Origin of the sequence: Niabella digestorum (assembly GCF_036409055.1) — a bacterium.
In the GTDB taxonomy this organism is placed as follows: Bacteria; Bacteroidota; Bacteroidia; order Chitinophagales; family Chitinophagaceae; genus Niabella; species Niabella composti.
In genome coordinates this window covers 99,737-120,929 of sequence record NZ_JAZGLY010000008.1, presented here as the reverse complement: position 1 = coordinate 120,929, position 21,193 = coordinate 99,737, and the positions used below count along the sequence as shown (strand labels likewise).

The window sequence follows — 21,193 nt, the reverse complement described above, 5'->3', positions numbered from 1 at the left end:
TGATTTAACTTTAAGATAGTATAATGATAAAGCATATGCATACATTAGAGAACGAGTATATAAGAATTGCAGTGGCTGATAAAGGTGCTGAACTGCAAAGTATACAGGACGTAAAAACCGGACAAGAATATATGTGGTCGGGCGATGCTGCCTTCTGGGGAAAACATTCTCCTGTGTTGTTCCCTATTGTGGGATCTTTAAAAGGTGGTACTTATTATTACAAGAATAGAGCCTACCAGCTAGGGCGACATGGTTTTGCGAGAGACTGCGTATTTGAGCTTCATAATGCAACGGATAATAGTTTGAGTTTTCTTTTGCAAAGTGATGAAGAAACATTAAAGAACTATCCTTTTCTTTTTAAATTATGCATTGAGTATACACTTATCGAAGACAAACTGAGGGTTACTTATCGGGTAGTAAATATTGGGGAAGAAGATATGTATTTTTCCATTGGAGCGCATCCGGCATTCAAAGTGCCGCTTTTCGAAGGAGATGCGTATAGCGATTACAAACTTGAGTTCGAAGTGGTAGAAAATACGGGGCGGTGGCCCATTAATTATGATGGTCTACTGGAAAGTAGCGATATCCCTTTTTTCTATAATAATAATGTCATTCAATTGCGAAAGGAGCTTTTTTATAAAGATGCCATCGTCTTCAAGCATCTTCAAAGTAAAAAAGTTAAGCTCGTATCCATTAAGAATAATAAAGGTTTTGAAATTAGCTTTGACGACTTTCCTTATTTAGGAATCTGGGCGGCAAAAAATGCAGATTTTGTATGTATTGAGCCTTGGTGCGGTATCGCCGATAGTGTAAATGCCGATCAACAGATTACGAATAAAGAAGGTATTCATCAATTGGCACCTGGTGCAGTCTTTGTTAGGCACTGGGAATTTTCCTTTATATCTTAAAAGTATTATTAAAAAGTAGGCTCAAGAGTAGTCTTTATGGGGTTTATATGTATCTTCCCGTGCTTTAAGTAATGAAACGAACGATTCTTTTTTTTCTAAGTTTAACTTTATTCCTTTCTGGGTATGGACAGGCATATCATACCTTGAGCGGCACTGTTCGTTCGGCACGGACGGGGGAAACGCTTATTAATGCTAGTGTAAAAGTACTCAACAGTGATGAGGGGGTGAGCAGTAATGAGTACGGATTTTACTCTATCACTCTAAAGGATGGGGAGTATGAAATAGAATATTCTGCCATTGGATACGAAACTGTAATTGAAAAAATTACCCTACAATCCAATATTGTTAGGAATATAGAACTCCCTGATGAAATCAAGAATTTAGAGACGGTAAGTGTTACAGCTAATACCCGGGGACGTACGATTTCTGGGACACAAATGGGAGTGGAGCGTCTCAGCACTAATGAAATTAAGACAATTCCCATGCTGCTGGGTGAGCGAGACATACTCAAGGCTATTCAATTGCTTCCCGGTATTAAGCAGGCGGGAGATGGGAATAGTGGTTTCTATGTGCGAGGGGGTGGCTCTGATCAAAATCTGATTTTGCTGGATGAAGCTCAGGTGTATAATGCTTCTCATTTATTGGGATTTTTTTCAACGTTCAACTCCGATGCTATTAAAGATATCACCGTATACAAAGGTGGTATGCCAGCACAGTATGGCGGTAGACTGTCGTCGGTACTGGATGTAAAAATGAATGAAGGCAATAATCAAGATTTTGAACTTAGCGGTGGTATTGGACTTATTTCTGCTAAATTAAATGCTGAAGGGCCCATTCAGAAAGGGCGTTCCTCTTTTCTTCTTTCAGGACGCCGAACTTATGCCGATTTATTCATTCCGCTCAGCAGTGATACCAGCATAAGGGATAATCGGCTATATTTTTATGATTATAATGCCAAGATCAATTATAAACTGAGTGAAAGGGATAATATTTATTTATCGGGCTATATGGGACGCGATCATTTGAAGTTGGGACAACAGTTCGGCATGGATTGGGGAAATATAACCGGTACGCTCAGGTGGAATCATATTTTTAATAGCAAGTTATTTTCTAATACGTCGCTTATTTTTAGCGATTTTGATTATAATATACGGATTAATAACAGTAGTAACGATTTAAGCATCTTCTCAGAGATACGGGATATTAATCTTAAGCACGAGTTTCAATGGTATACATCGGGGAAGCACACTTTGCGCTTTGGATTGAATTCTATCTATCATACCATAAAGCCGGGCGAAGTAACTTCATCGGGCGAAACCAGCTATAATGACTTTTATCTGCAAAAAAGGTATGCATGGGAGAATGCCATCTTTGCAAGCGATACATGGAGAATGCTACCTTGGCTAAATGTGACTTATGGATTGCGTTTGTCTTCATTTGCGGTACTGGGTCCCGGTGATTTTTATGAAATAGATGGTGATGGTAAAATTACCGATACGCTCACTTATAAAAAAGGTCAGCTTGTAAAAAATTACATCAATCTGGAACCGAGACTGGCCGTGAGTTTTATATTAAATCCAACAACGTCTATAAAGGCATCTTATGTGCGTAATGTTCAAAACCTGCACCTAATAGCTAATTCTACTACCAGTGCACCTACGGATAAATGGATTGCCAGTACGAATATTGTGAAACCCGAAATTGCAGATCTGGTATCTCTGGGTTGGTATAAAAATTTTGCCGGCAATCGTTATGAGTTTACTACAGAGGTGTACTATAAAAAAATGTATAATCAGATTGATTATCGTGACGGTGCAGAAGTGTTTACCAATGATGCCATTGAGACGCAACTGCTATTTGGTATCGGACGTGCTTATGGTTGGGAACTATTTTTAAAGAAGAAAACTGGTAAAACAACGGGTTGGATAAGTTATACGCTTTCTAAAACGGAGCGTAAAATAAACGGAATAAATGATGGTGCATGGTACAATGCGCGTCAGGATAGAACGCATGACATAGCTCTTGTTGTAAATCATCAACTAAATAGGCGCTGGAATCTTGCGGCCAATTGGATATTTTATACCGGAGATGCTGTGACTTATCCCAGTGGGAAATATATTATCGATAACCAGGTGGTGTTTTATTATACCAAACGCAATGCCGATCGTATGCCCAATTATCACAGATTGGATTTGGGCGCAACTTGGGTGTTGAAAGATAAAAAGAAATTTAGATCAGAACTTGCATTTAGCTTGTATAATGCTTATGGGAGAGAAAATCCGTATATGATCACTTTTAGGCAGAATGAGGATGATCCTACCAAAACAGAAGCCGTTAAAACTTCGTTGTTTAAATTTGTTCCTTCAATCTCTTACAACTTTAAGCTTAAATAAATGAGGTATTTGAGAAACATATTCAGTGTGGTATCCTGTCTGTTTTTGATTTCCTGTGAGAAGGTGATTACAGTACCCATAAAAGATGCAGCGCCTCAGTATGTCATTAATGGTTATATTACCGATAGCGAAAACTCTTGCCGTGTATTGATTTATACTACTGTTGGGTTCAACGATACGAATTTCGAAACAGGAGTTTCAGGTGCTATTGTAACCGTCGCCGAAAATGATAAATCTCCTGTGCGGTTGGAGGAAGTTGAAAGAGGCCTTTATAGAGCCAATCTTACCGGTAAGTCAGGCAATACCTACTCTCTTAGGGTAGAATTGGATGGCAAAATATATACCGCTACATCCACCATGCCGCGAAAGGTGAATATCGATACCCTTTATATTACCGAGCGGCCTTTTTTAGGTAAGACCAGAAAGTTTGCTACTGTAGAGTTTACCGATCCGCCCCAAAGCGGTAATGCTTATCGATTTATTCAATATGTAAATGGAGAGCCGGAAGCTACTGTATTTGTGACTAACGATACTTTAATTAACGGTCGTCGTGTGAAGTATGATTTGCTGGTGTTTAATGACGAGTATACTTTGTATAAGTGTGATCAGGTATACGTGGTTATGCAGTCTATCGATTATCCCAATTATCTTTTCTGGAATAGTTTAAACCAAAGTGCTTTGGGGGCACCTCAAACCGCATCTCCTGCCAACCCTTTAAGTAATATTAAGGGTGGTGCTTTGGGACATTTTAGTGCACATACAATATCTTCGTATAATGTAGCGGTATTCCCTGATTCCACCTGTAGTTACCCTGAGTCAAGCTTGAGACCAGAGTTGAAGGTGTGGGAATAATAAATGCCCTTAAACGGATACAATATTATTAAAAAGTAAAAAATACTTTGCCGATATTAGTTTCAAATTACCCATTCAAAACAATACGCAGTGAAGCAACTATCGATTAAAGATATCGCCAAGCTGGCAGGAGTTGTGCCTTCAACAGTATCATTCGTGATCAATGGAAAAGAGAAGGAAATGCGCATTAGCGATGAGCTTGCCGCCAAAATTAGAAAAATTATTGCCGAAACAGGCTATGTTCCCAACCGTTCCGCGGCCAGTTTGCGTACCGGTAAAACGCATGTGATTGGCCTCATTGTAGAAGACATATCCAATGTGTTCTTCTCGCTTCTGGCTAAAGCAGTAGAGGATATTGCTTATAAAGATGGCTACAGAGTTGTATATTGTAGTACGGAGAATGAGGATAAAAAAGGCGTAGAATTAATTAGGGTGTTGCATAAGCAAGTAGATGGGTTTATTGTGACACCGTCTATTGGAATGCGGGATGAAATACTCAAGCTAAAAAAAATCAAAAAACCCGTTGTATTGCTTGACCGTTATTTCCCTGATGCGAATATCCCTTATGTGCTGGTGGATAATAAAAAAGCTATTGCGCAGGGAGTAGACTTACTGATTTCACGTGAGTATAAAAATATTGCTTTTGTTGTAACAGCGCTTGATCAAGTACAAATGCAGGAACGTTTAGAGGTATTTCGACAATGTATAAAAAAGCATACGGGTCGTATGCCAAAGTATGTATTAAAGCTTCCTTTTTCCACAATGGAAAACGCTTATGAGAAAGGTATAAAAAGTTTTTTGGAACAACATCCTGAGATTGATGCTATCTTTTTTGCAACAAACTATCTTACTATCGATGGATTGAGAGCCTTGCAAGCGCTGAAATGGAAAATCCCTGATAGGGTAGGTGTGTTGTCTTTTGATGATCATGCGATTTTTAAATTGTATATGCCTTCTATTACCGCCATTAATCAGCCTATTGTAGACATCGCTCGTAAAGGTATTGAGTTGCTGATTGCGCAAATGAATAATCAGGCAGATCATAATAACAGTAAGGTTTTATTGGAAGCAGAACTAATTTGCAGAGATTCTTTAAGAAAGCCTTCTAAGAAAACAAAATTGTCGTAAGACAATATTATGAGAAACAATCCCCAATGCATTTTCACTTAAGAAAATTTCTGTAAAGGAAAAATTAAAATTTTGTTTTTTGAAAACTTTTATTACTTTTACTATGCAAAAACGATTTTGCCATTTGAGTATGCTTATTGTCGAAAATGATTGTGTGTCCGTAAGTTAAACCAAGATTGATTGAGCCCAAATTAATCTATCGCTCAAATGACATTTTGAGAAATATTATAAGCTGCTGGCGTGGCATTTTGCTTTTAGTGTGCGAGTAAAGCCGTTGCTTTATAGTACAGGGTGGTGTATTCTGTTCGCTTTCAAATAACCATTTAAGGAGTAAACAATAATAACTTGTCGTATGCACTTTTTAATCAAACAGAAGCTGGCGCTCGCTTTGCTAGTGTCATTATTTGTACCTCTGTTCCTTATTGCTCAAGTATCTGATTCAGAATCGATCGTTGTTTCAGGTACTGTAAGGGATAAGTTAAATGCGGTTATGTCAGGTGTTACCATTCAAAACCTGCGAACCGGTGTCACCAGCCTTACCGATGCTAACGGGTATTATGAAATAGCTGCATCAAAAGGCGATACACTTACTGCCTCGCATGTGGGTTATATTACGCATCGCTGGGTTTTTTCGGAGAGAATTGTAGAAAACATTACGCTCGAAGCTGTGGCGGGAAGTTTGGAAGATGTAGTAGTGGTGGGTTATGGCCAGCAGAAGAAAATTAGTCTGGTAGGTGCTCAGTCTACAGTAAAGGCAGAAGAGCTGAAACATCCTGTAGCAAATCTCAGTACTATGCTGTCTGGTCGTATCGCTGGGTTGGTAGGCGTACAACGTTCGGGTTTGCCGGGTAGTAACTCTGCCGATATCTGGATTAGGGGTATTCAGACATTTGGTGGAAATGCTAGTGGTGCACTGGTGATCATCGATGGTATTCAGGGTCGTGATTTGAACAGTGTGGATCCGGAAGACATCTCGTCCTTTACCATCCTCAAGGATGCGGCGGCTACTGCCGTATATGGATCTTTAGGTGCGAATGGTGTAATTCTTATCAACACTAAGAGAGGTAAATCTGGTAAGGTAAACCTTATGTTTAACTATAACGAAGGTATTACCATGTTTACCAAAGTGCAAAAGATGGCCGATGCTAAGACCTATATGGAGCTTAAGAATGAGGCTATGATTGCGGCAGGATATGCACCTCAATTTTCTCAGGCTTATATCGATAGCACCTTATCCGGAACAGCCAATCCATACGTTTATCCCAATGTGGATTGGTTAGATCTTCTGTTTAAGGATGTAGCTCCTAATCGTCGATTTAACTTTAGCGCATCGGGTGGTACGGAAAACACACGCTTTTATACTTCGCTTGCTTACTATTCAGAAGATGCGTTGTTGAGAACCGATCCTGCAGTAACCTACGATGCCAATACGCGTTTTCAACGATACAATTTTACTTCCAATATCGATATGAATTGGACGAAGACTACTAAGTTCTATCTGGGCATTAGTGGTTATATAACCGATTATAATCAACCAGGGGCCGGAGCTACACAAGCATTTAGTCAGGCAATGAATGCAAGCCCCGTGTTCTATCCGCCTATGTACCCCGGAAACTTAGTAGCGGGTATTGCTTATGGTAGTACTCCTTCTCCTAACCCTTGGGCTGCAGTAACGCAAACCGGATATACCAATAGGTTTACCTCTAAGCTGAACTCTAATGCCAGCATTACACAGGATTTGAGTTTTTGGGTAAAAGGTTTGTCGGTGAATGCCATGTACTCATTCGACTTATATAATGAGTCTTCCCATAGCAGAAGACGATCTAGAACGCTTTATTATCTGAATCAGGCTCAGCCTTATAAGCCGGACGGCAGCCTGAATCTGGAACAAATGCTTACGGGTTCTGATAACTTAGACTTTAGTACGTCTAACTATGCTAACCGCCAGTTTACCTTACAGGCACAGGCGATTTACGATAGACATTTTAATGATCACCATATTTATTCCATGCTGGTGTATAATCAGTTGAGTCAGATTTATCCATTTACCAGCTCTTGGACTGACTTTATTCCTCACCGTCAGCAAAACTATGCCGGGAAAGCTACCTATTCTTTCCGTCAGAAGTATTTTGCCGAATTCAACGTGGGGTATAACGGTTCGGAAGATTATGCACCTTCACGCAGATTTGGTTTCTTCCCTTCTGTGGGTGTGGGTTGGGTATTATCTAAAGAGAAATTCTTCGAACCTTTATCTAATATTTTCCAGTTCTTCAAAATCCGTTATTCGAATGGTATTGCCGGTGCCCCCGGAACCGGATTGCGTTTCGGTTATTTAACGCTGATTACCACAAATGCACGCGGTATTACTTATGGTAAACCTGGTAGCAGTACAAGTGTTTCAGGTATTAATATTTCTCAATATGGAGCAGATGTAAGCTGGGCTACTTCACATACTCAGGATTTAGGTTTGGAATTTAATATTCTGAACAACAAGCTTTCGTTTGTTCTTGATTATTTCAGATCTCATCGTACTGGTGTATTCCTTACCCGCGCTGATTTTCCGGGATATGCAGGCTTGCAATACAATCCTATTGGAAACTATGGTATTGTAGATGCATCGGGTTTCGATGGTACTGTTGAATTGCAACCCATTCAGTTGGGTCTTAAATCGACAATATCCTTTAGAGGAACTTTCTCTTACAATAGAGACCGACTGGTGGAAAACAGACAGGCGCCTTATGCGGACCCTTATCAAGAAAGAAGAGGACAGAACATTCTGGCACAGTTTGGTTATGTAGCTGAAGGAATTTTCCAAAGTCAGGAAGAAATTGATAATAGCCCCGATCAGTCCTATTTGGGTAATCCCAGAGTGGGGGACTTAAAGTATAAAGATTTGAACGGCGATGGTGTGATCAATGCTTATGACCAGACCAAGATTAGCCGTGGCGATGTTCCCGATCTGGTATATGGTTTTGGATTTAATTTCACCTTAGGACGTTTTTATCTGAGTGCCTTTTTCCAAGGAATTAGTGGTGCCTACCGAACCTTAAGCGGTATTGCACGTGCACCTTTCTCTGGTGATGGAAACGATGGTAACGTATATGCTATCGTAACCGACAGATGGACAGAAGATAATCCAAAGGCTAATCCATTCTATCCTCGTCTGGCTTTTGGTAGCGTGGCTTCTGCCAATAACAATGTGCCTAGTACCTGGTGGGTGCGGGATATTGATTTCATAAGATTAAAAACTGTGGATTTTGGATATAATTTACCTAATGGAACTTTAAAGAGCATCGGTTTGAAAAATGCACGCATCTACTTTTCCGGTGTAAATCTGCTTTACTGGAGCAAGTTTAAGCTGTGGGATCCGGAAATGAATACCGGTGACGGTAATACTTATCCCAACACAAGAAACTTATCATTAGGTATACAGGCTAATTTCTAATACATTGAAAATATTATATAAAATGAGAAACCGAATTTTATTGATAACAGCCGTTCTGAGTTTATTCCTTGCATCATGCAGCAAGTTCCTGGATCAGGTTCCTGATGATGTACTCAAGGAAGAAGACATCTTTAAGTCCTTAGTAAATACAAGGGCTTATCTGGCACAGGTATATACGAACATGCCTGATGAATTTAGTTGTCGGTTTGCCCCCAGCAACTACGCCGGACCTTATACAGGCGCCTCTGATGAGGCCAACTATTGGTCTCTATCTTGGGTTATGTCCAACTCTATGAACCAAAGTACATGGGATAATACGGCAGGGGGTACGTTTTGGATCAACTGGTACAAACCGGTAAGAACCGCTACAGACTTTATCAAGAAAATAGATAACGCCAACCCTGCAGAAGTAAGTGACATGATCAAATTGCACTACAAAGGAGAAGCTAGAGCTATGCGTGCTATCTTCTATTTCTGGATGATGCGCTTATATGGACCTATCATTATTTTGGATAATGAAGTGCCTGTGGATGGCACAGGAGATGAGATATTCTTTGCGCGCCGTCCGTTTGATGAGTGTGTTGATTATGTAGTAGAGCAATTAGACTCGGCTTATATGGAGATTAAACAGTCTGTGCAAGGTACCGGACAGCGTCATGATAAACCGCTTACTTATAACAACGTGGTAGAATATGGTCGTGTCACATCAGGTGTTTGTAAGGCATATAAATTACAGGTGTTAATGCTGGCTGCAAGCCCGCTATTTAACGGTAACACCCGTTTAGCAAGTTTGAAGAATCACGATGGTACTCAGCTGGTAAGCCAAACTTACGATCCTAATAAATGGGTGCGTGCTGTAAATGCTGCAAGAGAATTTCTAGAGGAGTTCGATGGACTTACCTATACGCTATACCGTGAGTCTGATCCCGATCCTTGGGTTGCAGCTTACAAGTCTTGTAAAAATGTAATTGTTACAGATTGGAACGACGAATGGATTTTTGGACGTCCGATGTCAAGTACCGGAGATTACTGGTATGATATTACACCTAAATTGGTGGGCTATTCCTCATCTGTTGCTAAAGGAGCCGGTTTCTTGTCGGTAAACCAATCTATGGTGGATGCTTATGAAATGAGAAACGGATTGCGTATTACTAATCCGCTTTCAGGATACGTAAGCTCTGGTTTTTCAGATTTTAAGTCTCCTTATGATGTAAGGGAAAGACGTACATTCAATCAATGGGTAAACAGAGAAGCCCGTTTTTACGTAGGGATTACCTACAACAGAAGCTACTGGCAAAATCAAGCTGGCGATGTCGAAGTGATTCCTGTATTTGAAAAGAGCGGTAACTCCGGAAGAAGTCAGAGTACTTGGGATGTAACTTCTACCGGATATATTGTAAGAAAGCAACTTGCTACTACCGGTTCGGCCAGCAGGGGATGGGTATATTTAAGACTCGCACAGATTTATCTTGACTACGCTGAGGCCTTAAATGAAGTAGAACCCGGTCATCCCGATATTCTAAAATACCTCAACATGATAAGAGAAAGAGCCGGGCTGCCAGGATATGGTAGCGGACCAGGTCAAATTGAAGCTCCTACAACACAATCGGGTATAAGAGAGATTATAAGACACGAGCGTCAGATTGAGTTGGCATTTGAAAACGTACGTTACTTCGATGTACGCAGATGGTTGATTGCCGAGGAAACCATGGGTGCTGATGTATATGGTATGAATACTTTTGCTGATGGAGATGACTTTTATGAAAGAGTGTTGGTGCAAAAGAGAAGATTCTTGCCAAGAGATTACTTATGGCCTATTCCGCACGATGAAATCTTAAAGGATAAATATCTGGTGCAAAATCCTGGTTGGTAATAATCAGATTATTCAACAAAGTCTGAAGCGTAAAAAACAAAGAACATGAAATCAAATAACTATATAGAAAAGGCCAGACTGTTTAATATAAAAGGTTTGACAGCCTTGGCATTAGCCACATCTCTTTTGTCGGCCTGTGTTAAAAATGATGATCTAGTTTCTCCTCAGGAAGGAACCATATATATGCCACAAGCATATCAAGATAAATCCGTTATGACGCTCTATAAAATGGATGATCCGCAGAAAGTTACATTCGGAGCTTATTATGCGGGGTTCAATGGAGCACCAAGCGATATTACAGTAAAGTTCGAAGTGGATCCTGCCTATGTAGATTGGTACAACGAACTTAACTCTCATTTGAGTTACAGATATCATCTGTTTCCCGATAGTACTTATAATCTCACTGGCTTGGAAACCGTTATCAAAGCAGGTAAGAAAACTTCCGAACCACTTGCTATAGAGATTGAAGGCAAGAAACTCCAGTTTGGATACAAGTACATGCTTCCCATAAGAATTGTAAGTGTATCTGATGGAACAACTGATAGTTCACTATCCGTTACTTATTTCAGGCTGGATACTTTGCTGACACGAGTAAAAGACTTTACTTCTGAGGCTACTTTAACAGTAAGTGATGAAAACCGCAACGGGGCCGGTTCGGCAGAGGGGTCTCCTAAGCTGGTTGATGGTAGTGTGGATACTAAGTTCTTGAGTTTTGATTATCACTCTGAATTCTGGATGCAGCTTTCATTCAGCGAACCGAAGTTCATTGATGCCTATGATATGACCTCTGCTAATGATGCTGTAGAACGCGATCCACGCGACTGGCAACTATTGGGATCTAATGATGGCACTAACTGGACGGTGCTGGATACAAGAATAGATGAAGCTTTCCCTGACAGGAAGTTTACGCGTCGCTTCAATATTGAAAACCCCGGTAGTTACAGACATTATCGATTGAAGGTAACTCGTAATATGGGGGCTACATTATTCCAGATGGCCGAATGGCGTTTGTTGCAGTTCTATTAATAGATTCCCGATCATGAATGGAAGGATAAGACTTGCTTTTCTCCTATGGAGCGGCAAGTCTTATTTTTACCATATTTAACGATTGTTCCACTATCAGCAGTAGTAAATGAAAAAACTCATTTTAAATATCCTAGCTCTTATTCTTTGGACAAGCAGTTTTGCTCAAGAAAAAACAGCATTTCAGATAGCTGCTCCCTGGAGCGAAGTTTATGATGTACGCTCCGATATTGCTATTGTCTACGGTGTTAATGATGCGGGTGGCCATTTTGAAGAAAGGGTTAAAGGCTGGCGCGATAAGGGGTACCAGGTTCACTTTATGACCGGTGTAGCCTGGGGACAGTATCAGGATTATTTCTTAGGGCATTATGATGGCAAGAATCATTTGGATGAAGGCCAGGTTAATCGTAACGGTGATACGATATGGCATGGGAAAAATGTTCCGTATATCGTTCCTTCTGCAGGGTTTATTGCCTATTTAAAAACACATCTAAAGCGGGCTATTGATGCCGGGGTGACGGCTATACATCTCGAGGAGCCGGAATTTTGGGCTCGTGCTGGTTACAGTGAAGCTTTTAAAAAGGAATGGAAGAAGCACTATGGATTTGATTGGATGCCTCAGCATGAATCTCCTAATGCAACTTGGCTATCATCCAAACTTAAGTACCAGCTTTACTATAATGCTTTGAAAGAATGCTTTGCATTTGTAAAAGAATATAGTAAAAAGCAGGGTAAAGAGGTTGCTTGTTATGTGCCCACCCATTCCTTATTGAATTACTCTGCTTGGAGTATTGTAAGTCCCGAAGCAAGTTTAGCTTCTATAAAAGATGTGGATGGTTATATCGCCCAGGTATGGACCGGAACTTCAAGAGAACCCGTATATTTTAATGGGGTTAATAGGGAAAGAGTGTTTGAGAATGCTTTTCTGGAGTATGGAAGTATGATATCTATGATTCAGCCCACGGGAAAGAAAATTTTCCTTTTAACAGATCCCATTGAAGATAGATCTCGCACATGGGATGATTATAAGAGAAACTATCAGGCTACTTTTACTGCTAAACTCTTATATCCCTCGGTTGCAGATTATGAAGTAATGCCTTGGCCTGATCGTATTTATCGAGGAAGATTTCCGGTAGAAAATAGCAATGAAAGGCAACCTATCTCACCTGATTATGCAACACAGATGCAGGTAATGGTGAATGCGCTGAACACAATGCCCATTTCGACTAATAAAGTCAGCGGAAGTCAGGGGATAGGAGTGTTGGTATCCAACTCTATGATGTTTCAGCGATTCCCTACCCACGAAGGATACGAAGATCCTCAATTGTCTAATTTTTATGGAATGGCTATGCCGCTTCTCAAAAGAGGAGTGCCGGTTGAGATTGTGCATATGGAAAATCTAACGCATGAAAATGCATTAAAAGACATTCGAGTGTTGATCATGAGCTATTCCAATATGAAGCCTTTGAGCGAAACTTATCATAAAGCTTTAGCAGATTGGGTGAAGCAGGGTGGTATATTGGTGTATTATGGACGAGACAATGATCCTTATCAACGTGTGAACGATTGGTGGAATACTAAAGGGAAGAAGTATAAAGCTCCGTCAGAAGATTTATTTCACAAATTGGGACTCTCTCATGAAAATCATTTTTCAGGACAGTTTATAAAAATTGGAAAGGGCATGGTGTGTGTGAAACGTCAAGATCCCAAGGAATTGGTGATGCTGGCAGGAGGCGATCAGGAATATATCGCTTTAGTAAAAGAAGCCTATGAAAAATATGCGGGCAACGCAGAACTAATACTAAAAAATCATTTTACAGTTCAAAGGGGCGCGTACATTATTGCTGCGGTAATGGATGAGTATGATGAGCAATCATTGAAGATTAAAGGACCTGTAATTGATTTGTTTAATCCTATGCTGCCCGTACTGGATACTAAGGAAGTAGCTCCGGGCGAACAGGCGTTTCTACTGAATCTAAACATGATTCGCTCCGATGCCCCACAAGTATTGGCTTCAGCATCGCGTATTTATGAGGAAACGACCACGAAAAATAGCTACTCGTTTATAGCTAAAAGCCCGTCAAATACTATTAATGCACTGCGAATAAAACTTCCTCGAAAACCTACATCTGTATCAGCATTGAAAGGTGCTGAGGTTCTTAATTTAATTACGAATGCATGGGATGCCCGTTCCCAAACTTTATTGCTACGTCTTCCTAATTATAGCGAAGGCGTGAAGATTACGCTAGCTTGGTAACAAGCTATAAAGCGTCAGGTTTACTAATTTCTTAACGGTTTCATCAGAAAGGAAATGATTAAAAAGGGTTTTTTATTGCTGCTATTGATATCGTCATGGACGGTTTTTGCTCAAACACATAATTTAGTACGTTATGTCAACACGCTTCAGGGCACCAACTCTAGTTTTGAGTTAACACATGGAAATACTTATCCTACAGTAGCACTACCATTTGCCATGAATACTTGGACACCACAAACGGGTAAGAATGGCGATGGCTGGAAATATCAGTATACTAAAAATACTATTAGGGGGTTTCAACAAGCTCATCAGTGTAGCTCTTGGAGTAATGATTACGCAGTATTTTCTTTTATGCCTGTTATTGATAAGCTTGTTGTTAACGAGGATCAGCGTGCAACAAGCTTTAGTCATGATAATGAAATCGGAAAGCCTCATTATTACAAAGTGACATTAGATAATCAACTTGTAGTAGAAATATCACCTTCGGAGCGCGGTGCCCATTTGCGGTTTACTTTTCCTAAAGGACACACTAGTTATCTTGTATTAGATGGGTATACAGGACTCAGCGGAGTGAAAATTTATCCGGAGCAAAAGATGATTACCGGATATGTGAATAATGGAAGGGGCATGCAAAAAGGATGGAAAAATTATTTTGTGGCTTATTTCGACCAACCTTTTGAGGATTACGGTACTTGGGAGAATGAGAAAAATACGATAACTCCGCGGTCGAAAGAGGCTGAAGGTAAGGGACGGGGTGCGTATATTCAATTTAAAGAAGGCGCGAAGGTTCAAGTAAAGGTAGCTTCCTCGTATATCAGCGAAGCACAAGCCCAGCTGAATTTAAAAAAAGAACTAGGTAGTGATGCATCGCTAGAAGCTACCAAAGCTAAGGCTGCAACCATATGGAACAAGCATCTGGAAAGAATATTGGTGGAGGGTGATTCGGAAGATGATAAAGCCACTTTCTATTCTTGTTTTTTCAGAGCTAGCCTTTTCTCCAGAGCTTTTTATGAGATAGATGAAAATGGTAAGCCGTATTATTTTAGTCCTTACGATGGCAAGGTGCATAGCGGATACATGTTTACCGATACGGGTTTCTGGGATACATTTAGAGCGCAATTCCCCTTAAATATTATTTTGTACCCTACTATGCATGGTCGTTATATGCAGGCATTATTGGATGCTCAGGAGCAATGCGGATGGCTGCCTTCATGGAGCTTTCCGAATGAGCAGGGCAGTATGATTGGTAATCATGCCATTTCATTACTAGCCGATGCTTGGATAAAGGGTGTACGTACTTTCGATCCGCAGCGCGCTTTAGAAGCTTATTATCATGAAGCTAATAACAAAGGACCTTGGGGGCCGGCAAATGGTAGAGATGGTTATAAGGAGTATAATGCATTAGGTTATGTACCTTACCCCGAGTACAGAGAAGCTACGGCAAAAACGCTGGAGTATGCTTATGACGATTTCTGTGGGTATCAGTTGGCAAAAGCTGTGAATAGTAGAAAATATATGGATGCCTTTGGCCCCAAAATGTATAACTATAAAAATGTCTTTAATCCGGCTACAAAGTTTATGGAGGGTAAAGACAGTAAAGGTAATTGGAAACCAGATTTTGATCCTGTAGAGTGGGGCGGCCCCTTTACCGAAGGGAATGCCTGGCATTGGGTATGGTCTGTTTTTCATGATATCAACGGATTGATTCAACTGATGGGAGGAGACAAGCAGTTTTGTGCAAAGTTGGACTCGGTGTTTACAGTTCCTAACGATGTAAAAGTGGGTACTTACGGCTTTATGATTCATGAGATGACGGAAATGGTGAAAGCCAATATGGGGCAGTATGCTCACGGGAATCAGCCTATTCAGCATATGCCTTATTTATACACTTATGGTCGCCAGCCTTGGAAAACGCAGCTGCGTGTGCGGGAAGTGATGCGTCGGCTATATAACGCTACGGAAAATGGTTATCCAGGCGATGAAGATCAGGGGCAAACCTCCTCTTGGTATGTACTCAGTGCTTTGGGCTTTTACAGCGTATGTCCGGGCACTGATCAATATGTTTTAGGCAGTCCAATGTTTAAGAAGATTACCGTTACGCTGGAAGACGGTAAAAAGTTTATAATAAAGGCAGATAAGAATAGTGATACGAATGTATATATCCAGCGTGCTAAATTGAACAATCGCACATATACAAAGAATTACATTACTTACAGTGATATTGTGAAAGGAGGGATATTGCACTTGACGATGGGGCCCCGGCCTAACTATAACAGGGGTATTAAGGATGCAGATTTGCCGTTTTCTGTTTCGAGAAATAATTAAAGCAATTTTTTGTATATTCGATAGCAGCCCGATAGGGCTGCTTTTTTGATTGTATAAGCCTTTTATTGATAGGTAGTTAAAATGTTTACGTTTTGTAAATATAAATTTTGTCGCTATTACATAATATTTATCTTTACGGCAAAAACGATTTTGCTTTAAATGTGAAGTAGGGAAGTAAGAAAAGGTATATTGTTGGTTAGTGATATGTTTGTATTGTTCTATTACAACGCGAGTGCTTGCATCGAATAACTGCGGTGGAGGAATGCGCTTATGAAATATTTTTTATAAACTGAAATACATGAATCGTAAGGATTTTTTACAACAATCAGCCCTGTTAGGTGCAGGATTTGTGGCAAGCGGATTTTCGTTTGCGAAACCTTCTAATGATTTTCCGGTAGTACGGGTTCCTGAATCGAAGCGACATTTCAGAAGTGAAGCTATTGAAAATGCCATCAAAGCATTTCAGAGGAAGGTTAAGAATAAAGAATTGGCTTGGCTATTTAACAACTGTTTCCCGAATACTTTAGATACCACAGTATTTTATAATGAGGTGAATGGTAAGCCGGATACTTATGTAATCACCGGTGATATTGATGCTATGTGGTTGCGCGACAGCTCGGCACAGGTATTTCCTTATTTGCAATTTGCTAAGCAGGATACAAAGCTTCATAAGCTGATTGCCGGTGTCATTAATAAGCAGGTACATTTTATCTTGAAAGATCCTTACGCCAACGCCTTCTTTAATGATGATAATCGGGTGAGTGAATGGAAAGACTCTGATATAACCGATATGAAGCCCGGTGTTCATGAACGCAAATGGGAGATCGACTCTCTCTGTTATCCCATTCGTTTGGCATGGCATTTCTGGAAACAGACAGGCGATACCACGCCTTTTGATTTGCAATGGAAAGAAGCAATAGCTTTAACGTTAAGAACATTTAAAGAGCAGCAGCGTAAAGATAGTTTAGGCCCTTACAGCTTTCAGCGTAAAACATCCTGGGCCACAGACGGTGTTCCTATGGGAGGGTATGGATATCCCGTCAAACCCAATGGGCTTATTTGTTCTATGTTTCGTCCTAGTGACGATGCAACTATTTTCGCTTATCTGATTCCTTCCAATTTCTTTGCTGTAGTGAGTTTACGTCAGGCGGCGGAAATGGTAAGTGCTATTCATAAAGATGCCCGACTAGCGGCTGATCTTAAAGCATTGGCAGATGAAGTATCGGCAGCTTTGCAACAATTTGCTATTACAACACATCCCAAGTTCGGAAAAGTGTATGCTTATGAAGTGAACGGTTTTGGAAGTTATGTGTTGATGGATGATGCGAATGTGCCTAGTTTATTGTCCTTACCTTATTTGGGAGCAGTGTCGGCGGCAGATCCTATTTATCAGAATACGAGAAAATATGTATGGTCTGATAGCAATCCGTTTTTCTTTAAGGGCAGTGCAGGAGAGGGTATAGGAGGACCACATATTGGTTTGGATATGATATGGCCAATGAGCATTACCATGAAGGCTTTGACCTCAAAAAATGATCTGGAAATCAAGCAATGCATTCAAGTATTGCAAAAGACGCACGGGGGTACTGGATTTATGCATGAGTCATTCCATAAAGATAATCCCGAAAAATTTACACGTAAATGGTTCGCATGGGCTAATACTTTGTTCGGAGAGTTGTTATGGAAGACTTTCAGTGAAAAACCTCATTTGCTTGTATAAAAAATAAGATGTAACCCAATGGGTGTTGATGCTTTTGTATGGTATTGTGCTCGGAGAGAATCCAAACCATCAATTATAGTTTATAAATATTAGAACTCATTACATGAATAGAAAGTTGGTAAAATCAGCTGTGGCATTGTTGGTAATAGGTCTTACATCAGCTACTAATAATAATGTGTTAGGACAATTGCGCGACTCTCTTAATGCCAAATGCTATACCGAGGGGGCGTATACTCTTTGCATTGAAAATAATGCAAGCGATTTTAATCCTATTACAGAGAAAAGACTAAAAGAAACTTTTTTTAAAACTTATCCTCGTCTGGCCAAAGAATTTAATCCACAAACAGCCAAGACCGTAATCTTCCGAATTGATACGGCTTATGATGGTGTGGCTGCTGCAGCAAGAAATGTAGTAGTTTTCAATCCCGGATGGTTTAAAAGCAATCCGGAGGATATTGATGTAGTCACCCACGAAGGTATGCACATTGTACAAAATTATGGTCGTAGTGTAGGACCTTGGTGGCTTACCGAGGGGATTGCCGATTATGTGCGCGAAGTATATGGAGTGAATAATGCGGCGGCAAAATGGAGTCTGCATAGTCCCCGTCCAAATGAAAAATATGACAATGGTTACAGAATTACCGGACGTTTTTTATTATGGATTGAAAAGCACGTAAAAAAAGGATTTGTAAAAACCCTGGATGCAGCTTTAAGAGATCACACTTATACGGCTGATATCTGGGAGCAACAAACAGGAAAAACGATTGATGCGCTTTGGGAGGCATACGTTAATAATCCTAAAATACCGCAATAATAGTTTTAACGGTACATTGTATTATTACACAAGTTCTGCAAACGATTTTTAAATATACACCGCAATGAAGAAAACGTTTATAGCAGTCATCTGCACGTCGCTGTTGGCAATAACAACCACAGCCCAATCACTCGTAGATTATGTAAACCCGTTGATGGGTACCATGTCGAAATTCGAATTATCGAATGGGAATACTTATCCGGCAATTGGATTGCCTTGGGGGATGAATTTGTGGACACCCCAAACCGGTAAAATGGGAGATGGATGGGTATATAAATATACGGACGACAAGATAGTTGGTTTTAAACAAACCCATCAACCTTCGCCGTGGATGAATGATTACGGCTATTTTGCCATTATGCCTATTACTGGGAGCAGAAAGTTTAAAGAGCAAGATAGAGCTAGCTGGTTTTCTCATAAAGCAGAGATTGCAAAACCGCATTATTATAAAGTATACCTAGCGGATTATGATGTAACCACTGAAATTACTCCTACGGAAAGAGCTGCTCGTTTTCGTTTCACTTTCCCTAAAACCGATAGTGCTTTTGTAATTATCGATGCCATAGACAGGGGGTCTTATGTAAAGATTATTCCTTCAGAAAATAAGATTATTGGCTACAGCACGCGCAATAGTGGAAGTGTTCCGGAGAATTTTAAAAACTTTTTCGTAATTCAGTTTGACAGAAAGTTTGATTATAAAGCTACTTGGGATGAGGATCATTTCACCGATAGCGATGAAATAAGCAGCAAGCATGCAGGCGCCATTATCGGATTTAAGGGATTGAAAAGGGGGGATGTAGTCAATGCCAAAGTTGCTTCTTCTTTTATCAGTTTTGAGCAAGCTGAACTGAATCTGAAAAGGGAGATTGCCTCGATGGGATTTGAAGAAGTGAAAAATAAAGGACAAAGAATATGGGAAGATATTTTGGGAAGAATAAGAGTATCAGGAGGTAGTGAGGAACAATTACATACTTTTTATTCTTGTCTATATCGTATGGTGTTCTTCCCCTTGCGTATGTATGAAAAAGATGCGACCGGCAATATTGTACACTATAGTCCTTATACCGGCAAAGTAGAGCCTGGTTATAAGTTCGCTGGCACAGGTTTTTGGGATACTTTCCGTGCCTTATATCCATTCCTACATTTCGTTTATCCTTCAATTGCTACAGAAATGCAGAAGGGGTTAATCAGTGATTACAAAGAAGGAGGCTGGTTGCCCGAATGGTCTTCGCCAGGCTATCGTGGCGTTATGATAGGTAATAATTCCGCTTCGGTAGTGGCCGATGCTTATCTGAAAGGTTTGAGAGGATATGATATTGAAACTTTGTGGGAGGCATTGAAGCATGGTGCCAATAATGAAGGACCTCATGCAACTGGCAGAAGAGGGGTGGAGTACTACAATCGTCTAGGATATGTACCTAACGACGTTAAGATTAATGAGAATGTAGCACGTACTCTCGAATATGCCTATGACGATTATGCTATTTATGCATTGGGAAAAGCACTAGGCAAGCCTGATTCTGAAATTCAAATTTATAAGGAGCGGGCTATGAATTATAAGAAGCTGTTTGATCCCGAAACTTTATTAATGCGTCCCAAAAATGAGGATGGCAGTTTTACTAAGTCCTTCAATCCTTATTCGTGGGGTGGTGCTTATACCGAGGGTAACAGTTGGCATTATTCATGGAGCGTATTTCAGGATATTGAAGGACTAAAGCAGCTGATGGGCGGTGATAAAATGTTTGTTCAGATGCTGGATTCTGTTTTCATTATGCCGCCCGACTTTGGTGACAACAGCTACTATCGCTCTATTATACATGAGATGCGTGAGATGCAGATAATGGGGATGGGACAGTATGCACATGGGAACCAGCCTATTCAGCATATGGTATACTTATACAATTATGCTGGACAACCTTGGAAAACACAATATTGGGTACGTGAGGTGATGAACAGATTGTATACTCCGTATGCCGATGGATACTGCGGTGATGAGGATAATGGACAAACCTCTGCGTGGTATGTATTTTCGGCTTTGGGATTCTATTCTGTAACCCCTGCAAGCACCCAGTATGTAATCGGTGTACCCCTATTTAAAAAAGCGGAGATTACGTTTGAAAATGGAAAGAAGCTTCAAATAGTTGCGCCGAATAATAGTCCTGAAAATCGATATGTTCAGTCGATTACTATTAATGGAAAAATTAGTACTAAAAACTATTTTGAGCATTTCGAATTGCAGAAGGGCGGAACGATTGAATTTAAACTAGGTGCTCAACCCAATAAGCAAAGGGGAACTAAAAAAAGCGATTTCCCGTTTTCAATGAGTCTTCAGCCCTAAAAAGTAGATAAGTCACCCGAAGTATTGGGTGACTTATTTTTTTTAACTATATTTGCTTAATCGAATAAGCAAGATAGGTAAGGCCATATGAGTTGAATGAAAGAATGCTGTTTATTG

The 21,193-nt window shown here is 40.2% G+C and carries 12 protein-coding genes; all 12 read left to right on the top strand.

All coding sequences use genetic code 11. From position 1 onward, the window contains the following. The first annotated feature begins 35 nt into the window (after window positions 1–35). The 12 genes from V2H41_RS12580 (at window position 36) to V2H41_RS12525 (ending at window position 21,076) form a co-directional block, all read left to right on the top strand. On the top strand, window positions 36–908 hold the full coding sequence (locus V2H41_RS12580) for an aldose 1-epimerase family protein (RefSeq protein ID WP_330975510.1): 873 nt from the start codon (window positions 36–38) through the stop codon (window positions 906–908). A gap of 71 nt (window positions 909–979) precedes the next feature. Continuing rightward, complete coding sequence (locus tag V2H41_RS12575) at window positions 980–3,301, top strand: TonB-dependent receptor (RefSeq protein WP_330975509.1); 2,322 nt, start codon at window positions 980–982, stop codon at window positions 3,299–3,301. A gap of 9 nt (window positions 3,302–3,310) precedes the next feature. Further along, entirely contained in the window at window positions 3,311–4,153 is an 843-nt protein-coding gene (locus V2H41_RS12570) for a DUF4249 domain-containing protein (protein WP_330975508.1), read from the top strand. 90 nt (window positions 4,154–4,243) lie between these two features. Next, complete coding sequence (locus V2H41_RS12565; RefSeq protein WP_330975507.1) at window positions 4,244–5,281, top strand: LacI family DNA-binding transcriptional regulator; 1,038 nt, start codon at window positions 4,244–4,246, stop codon at window positions 5,279–5,281. A gap of 352 nt (window positions 5,282–5,633) precedes the next feature. Then, on the top strand, window positions 5,634–8,726 hold the full coding sequence (locus V2H41_RS12560; RefSeq protein WP_330975506.1) for a SusC/RagA family TonB-linked outer membrane protein: 3,093 nt from the start codon (window positions 5,634–5,636) through the stop codon (window positions 8,724–8,726). A 22-nt stretch (window positions 8,727–8,748) separates the two neighbouring features. Then, entirely contained in the window at window positions 8,749–10,599 is a 1,851-nt protein-coding gene (locus V2H41_RS12555) for a RagB/SusD family nutrient uptake outer membrane protein (RefSeq protein WP_330975505.1), read from the top strand. Window positions 10,600–10,644: 45 nt separating this feature from the next. Beyond that, complete coding sequence (locus V2H41_RS12550) at window positions 10,645–11,625, top strand: BT_3987 domain-containing protein (protein ID WP_330975504.1); 981 nt, start codon at window positions 10,645–10,647, stop codon at window positions 11,623–11,625. A gap of 106 nt (window positions 11,626–11,731) precedes the next feature. Then, window positions 11,732–13,879, top strand: a complete 2,148-nt coding sequence (locus V2H41_RS12545) for a type 1 glutamine amidotransferase family protein (protein ID WP_330975503.1) — start codon at window positions 11,732–11,734, stop codon at window positions 13,877–13,879. A gap of 54 nt (window positions 13,880–13,933) precedes the next feature. Then, entirely contained in the window at window positions 13,934–16,204 is a 2,271-nt protein-coding gene (locus tag V2H41_RS12540) for a GH92 family glycosyl hydrolase (RefSeq protein ID WP_330975502.1), read from the top strand. A gap of 298 nt (window positions 16,205–16,502) precedes the next feature. Further along, complete coding sequence (locus V2H41_RS12535) at window positions 16,503–17,924, top strand: glycoside hydrolase family 125 protein (RefSeq protein WP_330975501.1); 1,422 nt, start codon at window positions 16,503–16,505, stop codon at window positions 17,922–17,924. A gap of 103 nt (window positions 17,925–18,027) precedes the next feature. Beyond that, window positions 18,028–18,738 (top strand): basic secretory protein-like protein, encoded by a 711-nt coding sequence (locus V2H41_RS12530; protein WP_330975500.1) that lies wholly within the window; start codon window positions 18,028–18,030, stop codon window positions 18,736–18,738. A 64-nt stretch (window positions 18,739–18,802) separates the two neighbouring features. Then, window positions 18,803–21,076: a GH92 family glycosyl hydrolase gene (locus V2H41_RS12525; protein ID WP_330975499.1), complete on the top strand. Its 2,274-nt coding sequence runs from the start codon at window positions 18,803–18,805 to the stop codon at window positions 21,074–21,076. Window positions 21,077–21,193 lie beyond the last annotated feature (117 nt).